General features: G+C 62.9%; 11 protein-coding genes. 6 read left to right on the top strand and 5 right to left on the bottom strand.

What is annotated here, in order from left to right; all coding sequences use genetic code 11:
- Nucleotides 1–54: 54 nt before the first annotated feature.
- From malG to malE, 3 genes are read right to left on the bottom strand one after another with little or no spacing between them, the layout of a single operon-like run.
- Nucleotides 55–945 (bottom strand): maltose ABC transporter permease MalG, encoded by an 891-nt coding sequence (gene malG / locus AC6I7Z_RS22595; protein WP_033792433.1) that lies wholly within the window; start codon nt 943–945, stop codon nt 55–57.
- 9 nt (nt 946–954) lie between these two features.
- Complete coding sequence (malF, locus tag AC6I7Z_RS22590; protein WP_497816036.1) at nt 955–2,487, bottom strand: maltose ABC transporter permease MalF; 1,533 nt, start codon at nt 2,485–2,487, stop codon at nt 955–957.
- A gap of 59 nt (nt 2,488–2,546) precedes the next feature.
- Nucleotides 2,547–3,737 carry a maltose/maltodextrin ABC transporter substrate-binding protein MalE gene (gene malE, locus AC6I7Z_RS22585; protein ID WP_497816087.1) on the bottom strand — a complete coding sequence of 397 codons (1,191 nt, stop codon included), beginning with the start codon at nt 3,735–3,737 and terminating at the stop codon, nt 2,547–2,549.
- Nucleotides 3,738–4,098: 361 nt separating this feature from the next.
- Between malE and malK the strand changes: the two genes are divergently transcribed.
- The 5 genes from malK to AC6I7Z_RS22560 all read left to right on the top strand — a co-directional run bounded on the left by malK (nt 4,099) and on the right by AC6I7Z_RS22560 (nt 8,368).
- Complete coding sequence (gene malK, locus AC6I7Z_RS22580) at nt 4,099–5,208, top strand: maltose/maltodextrin ABC transporter ATP-binding protein MalK (protein ID WP_497816035.1); 1,110 nt, start codon at nt 4,099–4,101, stop codon at nt 5,206–5,208.
- Nucleotides 5,209–5,249: 41 nt separating this feature from the next.
- Nucleotides 5,250–6,551, top strand: a complete 1,302-nt coding sequence (locus AC6I7Z_RS22575; protein ID WP_033755645.1) for a maltoporin — start codon at nt 5,250–5,252, stop codon at nt 6,549–6,551.
- Nucleotides 6,552–6,669: 118 nt separating this feature from the next.
- Nucleotides 6,670–7,584, top strand: coding sequence for a maltose operon protein MalM (gene malM / locus AC6I7Z_RS22570; RefSeq protein WP_497816034.1), 915 nt, complete (start codon nt 6,670–6,672; stop codon nt 7,582–7,584).
- 140 nt (nt 7,585–7,724) lie between these two features.
- On the top strand, nt 7,725–7,955 hold the full coding sequence (gene vapB / locus AC6I7Z_RS22565; protein WP_048782087.1) for a type II toxin-antitoxin system VapB family antitoxin: 231 nt from the start codon (nt 7,725–7,727) through the stop codon (nt 7,953–7,955).
- Nucleotides 7,952–8,368: a type II toxin-antitoxin system VapC family toxin gene (locus tag AC6I7Z_RS22560; protein WP_497816033.1), complete on the top strand. Its 417-nt coding sequence runs from the start codon at nt 7,952–7,954 to the stop codon at nt 8,366–8,368. Before vapB ends, AC6I7Z_RS22560 begins: the two co-directional genes overlap by 4 nt.
- A gap of 69 nt (nt 8,369–8,437) precedes the next feature.
- Here the strand turns inward: AC6I7Z_RS22560 and malQ are convergent, their stop codons facing one another.
- Both malQ and malP read right to left on the bottom strand, forming a co-directional pair.
- Nucleotides 8,438–10,507 (bottom strand): 4-alpha-glucanotransferase, encoded by a 2,070-nt coding sequence (malQ, locus tag AC6I7Z_RS22555; RefSeq protein ID WP_497816032.1) that lies wholly within the window; start codon nt 10,505–10,507, stop codon nt 8,438–8,440.
- Nucleotides 10,508–10,515: 8 nt separating this feature from the next.
- Nucleotides 10,516–12,918, bottom strand: coding sequence for a maltodextrin phosphorylase (malP, locus tag AC6I7Z_RS22550; protein ID WP_497816031.1), 2,403 nt, complete (start codon nt 12,916–12,918; stop codon nt 10,516–10,518).
- 280 nt (nt 12,919–13,198) lie between these two features.
- On the opposite strand from malP, the gene malT reads away from it, so the two are divergent.
- On the top strand, nt 13,199–15,901 hold the full coding sequence (gene malT / locus AC6I7Z_RS22545; RefSeq protein ID WP_497816030.1) for an HTH-type transcriptional regulator MalT: 2,703 nt from the start codon (nt 13,199–13,201) through the stop codon (nt 15,899–15,901).
- Nucleotides 15,902–15,906 lie beyond the last annotated feature (5 nt).

Here is a 15,906-nt window from a genome sequence, read left to right as displayed (position 1 = left end):
ACCCTCAATTATGGTTAGTATTGAGGAAGCAGTGGCACTGCAATGATGAAGAGGTTAGCCCTTAACGCCGCCCGCCGTCAGGCCGCTGACCAGCCAGCGCTGCGCCAGCAGGAACACCAGCGTGATCGGGATGGCGGAGAGCACGGCAGCGGCGGCGAAGTCGCCCCACAGATAGTTCTGCGGGTTGAGATACTGCTGCATCCCCACCGCCAGGGTATAGCTGTTGACGTCCCGCAGCAGTAGCGAAGCGACCGGCACTTCCGTTACCGCGGCGATAAACGCCAGAATAAACACCACCGCCAGGATCGGCACCGAAAGCGGCAAAAGCACCAGACGGAACGCCTGCCACGGCGTCGCGCCATCCAGCGCGGCCGCCTCTTCCAGCGAGCCGTCGATGGTTTCGAAATAGCCTTTAATCGTCCAGACGTGCAGCGCGATACCGCCCAGGTAGGCGAAAATCACGCCGCCGTGCGTATTCAGCCCCAGGAAGGGCAGATACTGCCCCAGCCGATCGAATAAAGCATAAAGCGCCACCAGCGAAAGCACAGCCGGGAACATCTGAAAAATCAGCATCCCTTTTAGCAGGCTGGCGCGTCCGGCAAAGCGCATGCGAGCAAAAGCATAGGCGCAGGTGGTGGAAAGCGCCACTATGCCGAGCGCGCTGATGCCGGCGATCTTCACCGAGTTCCACAGCCACAGCAGCACCGGGAACGGCGGCGGCGTGACGCGGCCGTCGGCATGGGTCACGCTGAAACCCAGCGCCAGCCGCCAGTGCTCCCAGGAGATCTGCTCCGGGATCAGGCTGCCGGTAGCAAAGTTGCCCGCGCGCAACGAGATGGCCACTACCATCAGCAGCGGGAAAAGAATCGCGGCGATAAACGCCAGCAGCAGCAGATGGGTCAGCAGCAGACGCAGCTTCTGCGATTTAGGTTGTACCATAGCCATAACGCCTCCTTAGTCGAACTTCATCCGCACGGCTTTCAGGTTAATCACCGCCAGCGCGCCCACCAGCAGGAAGATCAGCGTGGCGATCGCCGCCGCTAGGCCAAAGTCCTGCCCGCCGCCGCCCTCGAAGGCGATGCGCCACGTATAGTTCACCAATAAATCGGTATAGCCCGCCGGCGTGGTGGTGCCAAGGCGATCGGGGCCGCCGTTGGTGAGCAGCTGCACCAGCACGAAGTTATTAAAGTTAAAGGCGAAGCTGGCGATCATCAGCGGCATTAGCGGCTTCAGCAGCAGCGGCAGGGTAATCAAAAAGAAATTCTGCATCGGCCCTGCGCCATCCATCGCCGAGGCTTCATAGAGATCGTCCGGAATCGCCTTCAGCAGCCCCATGCAGAGGATCATCATATAGGGATAGCCGAGCCAGGTATTGACGATAACCAGCATGGCGCGCGCCAGCAGCGGGTCGCTGAACCAGGCGGGCTGCAGGCCGAACAGCGCGTTGAGCAGCACGTTGATCTCGCCAAAGCTCTGGTTAAACAGCCCCTTGAAAATCAGTATCGAGATAAAGGCCGGCACGGCATAGGGCAGGATCAGCATCACGCGATAAATCGCTTTGCCTTTCAGCGCCTCCCACTGCACCAGACAGGCGAGCACCATGCCGACGGCGACGGTCAGCGCCACGGTCAGCAGCGAGAAGAGCAGCGTCCAGCCGAAAATCGCCAGGAAGGGCTTCTGGATGCCTTCGTCGGTGAAGACGCGCGCAAAGTTCTTCCAGCCTGCGCCAACCGTAAAGCCGGGGCTGAGCTGTTCGCTGCCCCAGCTGCCGTCGGCGTTGACGCGCTGGAAGAAGCCGGTTTGATCGTTCGCCTGATAGATCTCGCCGCTCTGCTGATTTTTCAGCCGCTGGTCGGCGGTGAGCTGATAGAGCGGCCGCGTGCCGGAGAACTGCCGCAGCGAGCTCATCACCAGCTCGCGGCCGTCCGGCAGCCTTGCACGGAGTTGACTGAGCGCCTGGCGGTTGCCGGTGACCACCTTCAGCGTCGCCCGCTGGCCCGCCGGCGGCGCGGCGTGGGTCATGCTGAGCTGCTGTTCGCCGCCGAACGCGAACGGCGGCGAGACGTAGCTCTCGCTGTCGGCGGAGAGCACCAGCTGCCAGCGATCGCCCGCCGGATAGAGCGCGAAGTTCATGCCCGCGCCGTCCTGATACTGACGGCTCAGCAGCACCTGCTGCGCGCGCGCCTGGGTCAGCTGGTTGGTGCTGCTGTAGTTGGTGAAGGCGATCGCCACGGTACAGGCGAGAGGAAAGAGCACAAACAGCGCCATTCCGGCGAGACCGGGATAGACGTAGCGCCAGGCGTAGGCGCGCCGGTTCGCGTAGATCCAGATGCCCGCCGCGCTGACGATCAGCGTCAGCAGCGCAAACAGATATTCGCCCTGCGCATACATCAGCACCAGAAGGTAGCCGACCAGCAGACAGCAGATCCCGACGAGAACGCGCTTCAACAGCTGGCCCGCGCGGCCTGTTTTCGGTTTTCCTGACATGATTCGGTGTTCCTTAACAACCAGTGGTAAGCCGGCGCGAACCGGCTTCGGGAGAGGCATTACTTGTTCAGGCGCGCCTGCGCGTCTTTCAGCGCGGCATCGACGCTCTGGCGGCCGCTCAGGGCGTTAAGCGTGGCGGTGCGCATCGCATACCAGAAGGCCGCCATCTGCGGGATATTCGGCATAATGTCGCCGCTGCGCGCGTTGTTCATGGTGGCGGCGATACGCTCATCTTTTTCCAGCGTCTGCTGGAACGACTTCAGCGTCACCGCGCCCAGCGGCTTGTCTTTATTCACCGCGTCCAGCCCGGCGTCGGTCAGCAGATAGTTCTCAAGAAATTCTTTCGCCAGCTCTTTATTCGGGCTGGCGGCGTTGATGCCCGCGCTCAGTACGCCGACGAAGGTTTTCGACGGTTTGCCGTTCAGGGTCGGCAGCAGCGTGACGCCGTAGTTGATGCCGCTCTTGTCGATATTGCTCCAGGCCCAGGGGCCGTTGATGGTCATCGCGGTCTGCCCTTTATTGAACGCCGCTTCGGCGATCGAGTAGTCGGTGTCGGCGTTGAGGGTTTTGGCTTTAACCTGATCGACCAGGAACTGCATGCCTGCTTTCGCGCCAGCGTTATCTACGCCGGTATCTTTGACGTCGTAGCCGCTGTCGCTCTTTTTAAAGGCGTAAGCGCCGCCCGCAGCCAGCAGCGGCCAGGTGAAGTAGGGTTCCTGCAGGTTGAACATAATGGCGCTCTTGCCTTTGGCGCGCAGCGCTTTATCGACGGCCGCCATCTCTTCCCAGCTTTTCGGCGGGTTGGGCAGCAGGTCTTTGTTGTAGATCAGCGACAGCGATTCAACCGAGACCGGATAGCCGATCAGCTTGCCGTTGAAGCGCACCGCGTCCCAGGTAAAGGGAAAGAGCTTCTCCTGGAAGCTTTTATCCGGCGAGATCTCCGCCAGCAGCCCCGACTGGGCATAGCCGCCAAAGCGGTCGTGCGCCCAGAAGATAATATCCGGGCCGTCGCCGGTGGCGGCCACCTGCGGATACTTCTCTTCCATTTTATCCGGATGCTCGACCGTCACTTTAATGCCGGTATCCTGCTCGAATTTCTTACCCACCTCGGCAAGCCCGTTGTAGCCTTTATCGCCGTTGATCCAGATAACCAGTTTTCCCTCTTCGATCTTCGCGATTGCCGAGGCCGAAAACAGCATGGCCGTAAGGGCGGAAAGGGCAAAAATGCGTGCGCCGTTTTTCATTGTGATAACTCCATCCTGTTAGCGGAACGGAAATCGTTTTCCCGCACATTGTGACCATCCGCTGCCGCTTCTCATCCTCCCGCGCTCTACGCCTGCTGGCGCTAAGCCGTGATCCCCGTTGCAAAACCGGGTGGTTATCACGGTCTGGCGCACACTCCGGTCGCCGCGACTCTGCGCAGTCGATCACAAAAAACCGCGCGCCGCCGCCGCTGCTGGGAGACGCGCGGCGATCTCCTCCTCCTCTCTCATCCCCCAGCTAAACCGCCTGCGGCGGAGGATGCGCGCGCCCGGAACCTTTCCCATAGTGGACGCCGGAGTCTGCCTGCGGCGATGCAGGCAAGAATGAGCAAGCGGAGAGGAAAGCATCATGGCGAGCGTCGCGTTACGCAATGTCACCAAGGCCTGGGGCGACACCCTGGTCTCGAAGGAGATCAATCTGGAAATCGGCGAAGGCGAGTTTGTGGTGTTCGTCGGCCCGTCGGGCTGCGGCAAATCCACGCTGCTGCGCATGATCGCCGGTCTGGAGACCATTACCCGCGGCGAGCTGCTGATCGGCGGCCAGCGAATGAACGAGGTGCCGCCCGCCGAACGCGGCATCGGCATGGTGTTTCAGTCCTATGCCCTCTATCCGCACCTGTCGGTGGCGGAAAATATGTCTTTCGGCCTGAAGCTGGCGGGCGTCAGGCGCGGCGAGATCCAGCATCGCGTGAATCAGGTGGCGGAGGTGCTGCAGCTGGCGCATCTGCTCGATCGCCGACCCAAAGCGCTCTCCGGCGGTCAGCGCCAGCGCGTGGCGATCGGCCGCACGCTGGTCGCCGAGCCGCGCGTCTTTTTGCTCGACGAGCCGCTCTCCAACCTGGACGCCGCGCTGCGCGTGCAGATGCGCATCGAGATTTCGCGTCTGCACAAGCGCCTGAAGCGCACCATGATTTACGTCACCCACGATCAGATCGAGGCGATGACCCTGGCGGACAAGATCGTGGTGCTGGACGCCGGGCGCATCGCCCAGGTCGGCCGTCCGCTGGAGCTTTATCACTATCCCGCCAACCGCTTCGTCGCCGGTTTTATCGGCTCGCCGCGCATGAACTTTCTGCCGGTCAAGGTCACCGCCACCGCCATCGATCAGGTGCAGGTTCGCCTGCCCAACGATCAGCGCATCTGGCTGCCGGTCGAGAGCGCAGGCGTCCAGGTGGGCAGCAATATGTCGTTAGGCATCCGCCCTGAACACCTGCTCTCCAGCGATATCGCCGACGTCACGCTCGAGGGCGAGGTGCAGGTGGTCGAGCAGCTCGGCAATGAAACGCAAATCCATATCCAGATCCCCGCTATCCGTCAAAACCTGGTTTACCGCCAGGAGGACGTCGTGCTGGTAGAAGAGGGCGCCCTGATGGGCATTGGCCTGCCGCCGGAGCGCTGTCACCTGTTCCGCGAGGACGGGAGCGCCTGTCGCAGGCTGCATCAGGAGCCTGGTGTTTAGCCCTGCAAAACAATAAAAGCAATGATCTCAGGAGATAGAAAATGATAACTCTGCGCAAACTTCCCGTCGCTATCGCCATCGCGGCGGGCACGATCTCTGCCTCGTCGATGGCGGTCGACTTTACCGGCTACGCCCGTTCCGGCATCGGCTGGACCGGCAGCGGCGGCGAGCAGCAGTGCTTTCAGGCCACCGGCGCGCAAAGCAAATACCGTCTGGGCAACGAATGCGAAACCTACGCCGAGCTGAAGCTGGGCCAGGAAGTGTGGAAAGAGGGCGACAAAAGCTTCTACTTCGACACCAACGTCGCCTATTCGGTGGCGCAGCAGAATGACTGGGAGGCGACATCCCCCGCCTTTCGCGAGGCGAACGTCAAAGGCAAAAACCTGATCGATGCGCTGCCGGGCTCCACCATCTGGGCCGGTAAACGCTTCTACCAGCGTCACGACGTGCATATGATCGACTTCTACTACTGGGATATCTCCGGCCCTGGCGCCGGTCTGGAAGATGTGGATCTCGGCTTCGGCAAGCTCTCTTTCGCGGCGACGCGCTCCTCAGAGGCGGGCGGCTCCTATACCTTCTCCAGCGATCGCATTCGCGATTACGCCACCAGCACCGCCAACGATGTCTTCGACGTGCGCCTGGCCGGACTGGAAACCAACCCGGACGGCGTGCTGGAGCTGGGTGTCGATTATGGCCGCGCCAACGCGCGCGACGGCTACCGTATCGAAGACGGCGCGTCGAAAGATGGCTGGATGTTTACGGCGGAGCATACCCAGAGCATGCTCAAGGGCTACAACAAGTTCGTGCTGCAGTACGCCACCGATGCGCTGACCTCGCAGGGCAAAGGGCTGCCGCAGGGCACCAACATCAATAACAACGGCAGCATGTACCGCGTGCTCGATCACGGCGCCATCTCGCTGGCCGACCGCTGGGACCTGATGTACGTGGCGATGTACCAGAACACCGATCTGGACAACAACCGCGGCACCGAGTGGTACACCGTCGGCGTGCGCCCGATGTACAAATGGACGCCGATCATGAGCACCCTGCTGGAAGTGGGCTACGACAACGTGAAGTCGCAGCAGGTCAGCGAACGCAACGGCCAGTACAAAATTACCCTCGCTCAGCAGTGGCAGGCGGGCGACAGCATCTGGTCGCGTCCGGCGCTGCGTCTGTTCGCTACCTATGCCAAATGGGATGAGAAGTGGGGCTACAGCAAAGACGCCTCCGGCGATCTCACCTCGCTGGCGTCCGCGGACAGCACCGGCAACGGCCTCTTTACCAACAGCCGCGGCGACAACGATGAGTGGAGCTTCGGCGCGCAGATGGAAATCTGGTGGTAAGCCGCCTTTCCCTGTAACGCAAACGGCCGCCGTGCGTTCAGCGCACGGCGCTTTCTGAGCAGCCGCGGCCATTGCCTGGCTTCTGCGGCTGCCCGACAGCCTGTCGAGAAGATAAAAAATGAAAAAGAAAACCCTTACCGCGCTCTGTCTGAGCGCCGCGCTGCTGACCAGCCTCGCCCTGCCAGCGCATGCGGAAATCAACCTGGTGCCGCAGGATCTCTCCGCCGCGCCGACCATCCCGACCGCGAGCCTGCAGCGCCTGAGCTGGCAGCCCGTCGACACCTCGCGCCCGCAGAGCGTCTCGCTGGCGCAGAGCGGCACGCAGCTTGACGTCAGCGGCATCACCGGTCCGGTCGCCGCCTTTAGCCTGCCCGCCAGCCAGGGCGAGCTGACGGTGACGCTGAGCAGCGAAGTGGCGCACAATCAGGTATTCGCCCCCAACGTGCTGGTGCTCGACGAGAACCTGCGTCCCGCCGCCTGGTTCCCGAGCCGCTTTTTTACCTATCAACAGCCGGGCGTAATGAGCGCCGATCGCCTGGAAGGGGTGATGAAACTGACGCCGGCGCTGGGCCAGCAGAAAATCTATCTGCTGGTATTCACCACCGCGCAGGATCTCAGCCAGACCACCACGCTGGTGGATCCGGCGAAAGCCTACGCCAGAGGCACCGGCCATGCGGTGCCCGATATTCCCGATCCGATCGCGCGCCACGGCGTGGACGGCAAAATCAAGCTGAAAGTCTCCACCAGCTCCGCCTCCTCGATTCTGGTCGGCCCGCTGTTCGGCTCATCAGGGCCGGCGCCGGTCACGGTCGGCAGCACCCAGCCGGTTGCGCCGACGGCGGCACGCACCGCGCCCGCGACGCCGACGGCGCCGCTGGTGGATGACACCGAGAGTTACTTTAATCAGAGCATCCGTCAGGCGGTGGAGCAGGGCAATATCGACAAAGCCCTGAAGCTGCTGGACGAGGCGGAACGCCTGGGTTCGACGTCGGCGCGCAAAACCTTTATCAGCAGTGTTAAAGGCAAGGGGTGAAGCTGCCCCGACAGTGCTGAGTTGCCCCACCTGGTGCGCTACGGCGCACCTTTTTTATGGAAAATAACGCCTGAAGGGCGGCTATACATCACGCCTCTCTCGGCATATACTTGGCATATGTAAGGATGGGAGGATAAAAAATGCGTACGGTATCGATATTCAAAAACGGTAATAATCGGGCGATTCGCCTGCCGCGCGATCTCGATTTCGACGGCGTAAACGAACTGGAGATTATTCGTGAGGGCGATTCTCTGATCCTGCGACCCGTCAAGCCGAGCTGGGGTTCATTTCGCGAGCAGGAAAAGGCTGACGCCGATTTTATGACGGAGCGCGCAGACGTTTTCAGCGATGAAGGGCGATTTGAGCTGTGATTAAAACCTATATGCTCGATACAAATATCTGCTCTTTTATTATGCGGGAACAGCCGGAAGCCGTACTCATGCGGCTGGAGCAAGCTGTGCTGCGCCGCCATCGCATTGTTGTGTCGGCGATAACCTATGCGGAAATGCGGTTTGGCGCCGTTGGCAAGAAAGCGTCGCCTCGCCATGCACAGCTGGTTGAAGCGTTCTGCGCGCGCCTGGATGCCATTCTGGCCTGGGATCGCCATGCAGTGGACGCTACCACAGAAATCAAGCGTGCGCTGACCGCTATTGGCCAGCCCATTGGCCCGAATGATACCGCCATTGCCGGGCACGCTATTGCGGCTGACGCCATTCTTGTTACCAATAACGTCAGGGAATTTGAGCGCGTGCCAGGACTTGTTTTTGAAGACTGGAGCAAGTGATCGCGACGGTGATGGAAATAGCGCAGTCCATAATCGTCAGCCCGCGCGCGGCGGGCTAACGTCGCTCTTCTATTTCATCCCCTTCCTGCCGCGATCGACCGCCGCCAGCAGCGCATCGACCGCCGGATCGCTGAACATCTCCTCCAGCGTCGCGCTGAGCTTGCGCCGCCAGTTAGGCCAGGCGTCGATGGTGCCGGGCACGTTGACCGGCGTCGTCATCTCCAGCCACTCTTCCGGCTGCAGGCCGAGCAGCGCGCTCTGCGTGCTGGCCAGATAGCCCAGAATCGCCTGGCTGAGCGCGCGGGTCATCCGCGCGCCGCCCCGCTGAAAGCGCCGACGCGGCGGCAGCGCGCCGCTGCGCAGCAGGGTCTGCAACAGCGCTTTCCTTGCCGCCTGCCTGTCGCGGTACAGCCCCGCCAGAACCTCTTTATCGGGATAGAGGCCCAGCCTGCTGCCCAGTCGAAGATCGTCGCTGCGCCACCAGCCGCGCAGCGTCGGCATATCGTGCGTGGTGGCGACCGCCATCGCCTGGCGCGGCCACTGCGCCGGCGCGCGGAAAGCCTGCTTCGACGCCTGCTCGAAATAGAGCACCTTGTAGGAGTAAACGCCCGCGTCGCGCAGCTTGTCGACGATCGCCGCCGGCACGGTGCCTAAATCCTCACCGATCACCATACAGCGATGACGCTGGCTCTCCAGCGCCAGAATCGCCAGCAGCGCATCCACCGGATAGTGCACATAGGCGCCATCCGCCGCGCTTTCGCCCTGCGGGATCCACCAGAGGCGCAGCAGCGCCATCACATGATCGATACGCAGCGCGCCGCAATCCTGCATGCTGGCGCGCAACAGGGCGATCCAGGGCTCAAACGCGCGCGCCGCCATCACCTGCGGATCCATCGGCGGCAGCCCCCAGTTTTGCCCCAGCGGACCGAGAATATCGGGCGGCGCGCCGACGCTCGCCTCAAGGCAGTAAAGCTCCCGCTCGCGCCAGGTTTCCGCGCCGTCGCGCGCCACCCCTACCGCCAGATCGCGGTAGAGGCCAATCGCCATCTCATGCTGCCGACAGTGCTGCCAGCACGCTGCGAACTGCCGGGCCGCCAGCCACTGCAGCCAGAGATAAAAACGCACTTCATCGCTCTGCTCGATGCGAAACGCCAGCACGGCGGCGCTGTCGGGATGCTGAAAGGCGTCCGGCCAGCTTTGCCAGCCGTGACTGTCACTATTCTGCTTACGTCGCTCGGCATGCAGAGCGTCGAACAGGCCCTGGCAGAGCAGGCTGTCGCCGCCCGCCTCGACAAAGGCCTCAAACGCCGCCATTTCCGCATCTTCCGCATCGCGCAGTCGAAATGCCTGCCAGGCCAGCCGCAGCCCCTCCAGCTTCAGGCGCGTCACGGCAGGGTAATCCACCCATTCCGTACGGCGCGCCGCCTGCAGCGCCTGCTGCGTCGCCTCAAGACGCCACCAGTCTTGCGCCGCCTCGCTCTGCTGAAAGTCCGGCACCGCGTTGACGTCGATGCAGAGAATATTGAGCCAGCGGCGCGACGAGGGGCTGTACGGACTGGCGCTCTCCGGCTCGGCGGGAAACAGAGCGTGTAGCGGGTTCAGCCCGACAAAGGCGCCGCCGCGGCGCGCCGTCTCGTCGATCATCCGCCGCAGATCGCCAAAGTCGCCGATGCCCCAGTTATGCGCCGATCGCAGCGTATAGAGCTGGATGCAGCTGCCCCACAGCGATTCGCCCGCCAGCAGCGCGGGCGGCTCATAGCAGCGCGGCGGCGCGACGATAACGCAGCAGCTGTAGCGCTGCGCCTCATGCTCCAGCGTCAGCTGGTGGTAGCCGTCCGGCAACGGCGGCAGCGTCAGGGTTTCGCCCGCCGCGCAGCGGCCTGACCAGCGCCCGCCCGCCTCGCTGATCAGCTGCCAGTCCGCCGCGCTGAGAAGCGCCGGCGAGAGCGCCAGCGGCTCGCCCTGGCGGAAGATGGCCGCAGGCGGCAGCGGCGACGTGCCGGCGTTCTGAGGCTGCATCAGCGCCAGCAGACGCTCGCGGGTCAACGTAGAGACCTGCTGCGGCCGTCCGTGGGCGTCAATGTAATCGGGCGCAATCAGGCCGTCCGCGGCGCGATCGAGATGGTTCTTGGGTTTCATGGCGTTCCTCAGCGCGCGGCCTGCCAGATACGTTGCTGATAGTCGCGGATGGCGCGGTCGGCGCTGAACATGCCGCAGCGCGCGGTATTCAGGATCGCGGCGCGCGTCCAGGCCTCCGGGTCGGCCCACAGCGCCTCCACCTGCTGCTGGGCGTTGAGATAGTGGCGGAAATCGGCCAGCACCAGATACGGGTCGCCGCCTTCCGGCCCCAGGCTCTGCGTCAGCGCGGCAAAGGCCGTGCGGTCGCCGTCGCTAAAGGTGCCGTCCTCCAGCGCGGTCAGCGCCCGATCCAGCTGCGGATCTTTTTTGCGCCAGGTCGCCGGCGCGTAGCCCGCCTGCTTCAGCGCATTCACCTGTTCGACGGTATGGCCGAAAATAAAGATATTCTCCTCGCCGACCTGCTGGGCGATCTCCACGTTAGCGCCGTCCAGGGTGCCAATCGTCAGCGCGCCGTTAAGCGCCAGCTTCATGTTGCCGGTGCCGGACGCCTCTTTGCCCGCCGTCGAGATCTGCTCGGAAAGGTCGGCGGCAGGAATGAGCCGCTCCGCCACCGAGACGTTGTAGTCGGGAATAAACACGATTTTAAGGCGGTCGCCGACGCGCGGATCGGCGTTAACCACGGCCGCCACCTTGTTGATGGCGTAAATGATATTTTTCGCCAGCGCGTAGCCCGGCGCCGCTTTAGCGCCGAACAGCATCACGCGCGGCGTCAGGTTCGCCTGCGGATCGCTGACCAGCGTTTGCCACAGGGCGATGATATGCAGCAGCATCAGATGCTGGCGCTTATATTCGTGGAGGCGCTTAATCTGCACGTCGAACAGGGCGTCAGGCTGAACGCGGATGCCGGTCTTTTCAGCGATCCAGCGCGTCAGCGCCGCCTTGTTCTGCTGCTTGATGGCGCGATACGCCGCGCGAAACGCGGCGTCCTCCGCCAGCGGCGCCAGATCGCTGAGCGCGTCCAGATCGTTCAGCCAGGGGCGCGACAGCGTATTGTCGATCAGCGCCGCCAGCGCCGGGTTGCACTGCTGGATCCAGCGGCGCGGCGTAATGCCGTTGGTGACGTTGTGGAACTTCTCCGGCCACAGCGCGTGATATTCCGGGAAGAGATCCTGCACCACCAGCCGGGAGTGCAGCGCCGCCACGCCGTTGACCGCAAAACCGCTGACCACGCAGAGGTTCGCCATGCGCAGCTGCTGATTGTGCACCACCGCCAGCTTCGCCCAGATCGCCTCGTTGCCGGGCCAGCGCGCCTCGACCTCTTTTTTCAGCTGCGCGTTCAGCGTATTGATAATCATCATATGGCGCGGCAGCAGCGCGCGCACCAGGCGCAGATCCCAGCACTCCAGCGCCTCCGGCATCAGCGTATGGTTGGTGTAGGCGAAGGTGCGCTGGGTAATGCGCCACGCCCGATCCCACGAGAGCTGATGCTCGTCGAGCAGCAGGCGCAGCAGCTCCGGGATCGCCAGCGTCGGATGGGTATCGTTGAGCTGGATCACCTCATAGTCGGGCAGCGTCTCGATGGCGCGGCCCGCCTGATGGTGACGGCGCAGGATATCGGCCAGCGTGCAGGCGCACTGGAAATATTGCTGCATCAGGCGCAGCTTTTTCCCGGCCTGATGGTTGTCGTTGGGGTAGAGCACCTTCGTCAGCTTCTCCGCGTCGATGCCCTGCTGTTCGGCGCGCAGGAAATCGCCGTCGTTGAAGCGCTGCAGGTTGAACGGGCGCGCGTGTTTCGCCTGCCAGAGGCGCAGCGGCTGGGTTACGCCGTTGCCATAGCCGACCACGGGCAGATCCCAGGCCTCGCCCTGCAGCAGGAAAGCGGGCTCCCAGCGCGGGCAACCCTCCTCCGTCACCACCTTGCCGCCCAGGCCGACCTGTACGGTCAGCGCGGCATTGTGACGGAGCCAGGGATAGCGGTCGCGTCCCCAGTCGTCGGGCTGTTCATGCTGCGCGCCTTCGACAAAATGCTGGCGGAACAGGCCGTACTGATAGTTCAGGCCGTAGCCGATGGCGGGCTGGCCGATGGTGGCCATCGCGTCGAGAAAACAGGCCGCCAGCCGTCCCAGGCCGCCGTTGCCGAGCGCCGGATCGGTCTCATGCTCCAGCACGTCGCTCAGGGCGACGCCCCAGGCGGCGAGCGCGTCGTCGACCGCCTGATACCAGCCCAGGTTGAGCAGATTATTCCCCGTCAGCCGGCCGGTGAGAAACTCCATGGAAAGATAGTTAACGTGGCGCTGCGGCCCGGATGCGGGCTGCGCAGGCCGTTCGGCCAGCAGTTCGGCCAGCGCGCCGCTCAGCGCCTGCCACCACTGCTGTTGAGTCATCTCCTGCGCGTCGCGCAGGCCGAAGCGTTGCCACTGCCGCGTGAGCGCGGCGGTGAAGCGGGCGTGATCGAAGGGTTGCGAATGCATGTCGTGGCTTCCTGTCAGAACGAAAAGGGATTGCCTGCCAGTTTGCCTGCCGCCTGTCGGGCGCTCCTCCTCCTGCATGAAATTCAACAGGGAGGATAACGAGGGCGGAGAGGCCAGGGTAAATCTGAAAGCGGCGCAGGAGTGTGATTACACTCGCTTTTGTTAAGCCTGCCTTACAGGTTCGCTTGCATTCAGCTAACGGATCCGTGAACGTGTATGAAGATTAATTACGAAGCGTAAAAAAATGATGCGCTGAACGTTAATGGAGAAGCGTGCGCCCATGTTAATTCCCTCGAAGCTCAGTCGTCCCGTTCGCCTTGAAAGCACCGTCACGCGCGACCGCCTGCTGCAAAAGCTCGGCGCTGCAGGCAATTACCGGCTGGTTTTGATTACCAGCCCGGCGGGCTACGGCAAAACGACGCTGGTTTCGCAGTGGGCGGCGGATAAAAAGGATCTGGGCTGGTATTCATTAGACGAGGGCGATAATCAGCCGGAGCGCTTCGCCGACTATCTTATCGCGGCGCTGCAGCAGGCGACGCAGGGCGGCTGCAGCCGCAGCGAAACGCTGGCGCAGAAGCGTCAGTACGTCAACCTCAACGCGCTGTTCGCGCAGCTGTTTATTGAGCTGGCCGAATGGCGGCAGCCGCTGTGGCTGATCGTGGATGACTATCACCACATCGCCAATCCCGCCATCCATGAGGCGATGCGTTTTTTCCTGCGCCATCAGCCCGACAATCTGACGCTGGTGGTGCTGTCGCGCAATCTGCCGCAGCTCGGCATCGCTAATCTGCGGGTGCGCGAACAGCTGCTGGAGCTGGGCAGCCAGCAGCTGGCGTTTACCCATCACGAAGCGAAACAATTTTTTGACTGTCGCCTGAGCGCGCCGCTCGCCTCCGAAGAGAGCGGGCGCCTGTGCGACGACGTGGCGGGCTGGGCGACCGCGCTACAGCTGATTGCGCTCTCGACGCGTCAGGGCGCGGGTTCGGCGCAGGACTCCGCGCGGCGGCTCTCCGGCATCAACGCCAGTCATCTGGCCGACTACCTGGTGGAAGAGGTGCTGGATAATGTCGATGACGCGACGCGCCACTTTCTGCTGAAAAGCGCGCTGCTGCGCTCGATGAACGACGCGCTCGTCGCCTGCGTGACGGGCGAGGCCAACGGCCGCATGCGGCTGGAGGAGATCGAACGCCAGGGGTTATTCCTGCAGCGCATGGATGATTCAGGGCAGTGGTTCAGCTATCACCCGCTGTTCGGCTCTTTTTTGCGCCAGCGCTGCGAGTGGGAGCTGGCGGCGGAGCTGCCTGCGGTGCATCGCGCGGCGGCGCAGGGCTGGATGGCGCAGGGATTTCCCGGCGAGGCGATCCACCATGCGCTCGCCTCCGGCGACGCCGCGATGCTGTGCGAGGTGCTGCTGGCGCACGCCTGGACGCTGTTCAATCAGAGCGAGCTGGCGCTGCTGGAGCAATCGCTCAAGGCGCTGCCCTGGACGATGCTGCTGGAGAACCCCAGGCTGGTGCTGCTTCAGGCCTGGCTGATGCAGAGCCAGCACCGTTTTTCCGAGGTCAACCGCCTGCTGGCGACGTTCGAGCAGGCGTGCAGCTGCGAGATCGACGCGGCGCTGCAGGGCGAGTTCAACGCCGTGCGTGCGCAGGTGGCCATCAACGACGGCAACGCCGACGAGGCGGAGCAGCTTGCCCGTCTTGCGCTGGAGACCCTGCCGGAAAGCCGCCGCTACAGCCGCATCGTCGCCACCTCGGTGCATGGCGAAGTCATGCACTGCAAAGGCGAGCTGGCCCGTTCGCTGGCGCTGATGCGTCAGACCGAACAGATGGCGCGGCGCGACGAAGCCTGGCACTACGCGCTCTGGAGCCTGATCCAGCAAAGCGAGATCCTCTTTGCGCAGGGCTTCTTGCAGGCGGCGTGGGAGATTCAGGAGAAAGCCTTCGTGCTGGTGGGCGAGCAGCATCTGGCGCAGTTTCCGCTGCATGAGTTTCTGCTGCGGATTCGTGCCCAGCTAATGTGGGCGTGGGGCCGGCTCGACGAGGCGGAGCAGGCGGCGCGCGAGGGCATGAAAGTGCTGAAAGGCTATCCGCCGCAGCAGCAGATCCAGTGTCTGGGACTGCTGGTGCAGTGTTCGCTGGCGCGCGGCAATCTCGATAACGCGCGCAGCTACCTGAACCGGCTGGAGAATCTGCTGAACAACGGCAGCCTGCACAGCGACTGGATCGCCAACGCCGACAAGGTAAGGGTGATTTACTGGCAGATGACGGGCGACGTGCAGAGCGCCAGCCACTGGATGCGCCACACCGCGAAACCGGAATTCGCCAATAATCACTTTTTGCAGGGGCAGTGGCGCAACATTGCGCGGGCGCAGATACTGCAGGGCGATCTCACCCAGGCGGAGGTGGTGCTGGAGGAGCTGAACGACAACGCCCGCGCGCTGCGTCTGATGAGCGATATGAATCGCAATCTGCTGCTGCTGAATCAGATCTACTGGCAGACCGGGCGCAAAGCGGAGGCGCAGCGCGCGCTTATCGAGGCGCTAAAGCTGGCGCGCGGCACCGGCTTTATCAGCCATTTCGTGATTGAAGGCGAGATGATGGCGCAGCAGCTGCGTCAGCTTATTCAGCTCAACGCGCTGGAAGAGCTGGAGAGCCATCGCGCACGGCGCATCCTGAATGAGATCAACAAATATCATCGGCATAAATTCGCCCATTTTGACGAGGGCTTCGTCAGCCGGTTGCTCAACCATCCCGACGTGCCGGAACTGATCCGCACCAGCCCGCTAACGCAGCGCGAATGGCAGGTGCTGGGGTTGATCTACTCCGGCTACAGCAACGATCAGATCGCCAGCGAACTCGATGTGGCGGCCACCACCATCAAGACTCATATCCGCAACCTCTATCAGAAACTGGGCGTGACCCACCGCGCCGAGGCGATGGGTCAGGCGCAGTCGATGCTGAAAATGATGGGGTATGTCTGACCATG

The sequence above is a fragment of the Pantoea sp. X-Soil-MYKO-1289 genome (assembly GCF_059730625.1).
Note: the sequence above shows the minus strand (reverse complement) of the source record. Positions and strands in the feature narration are given on the sequence as shown.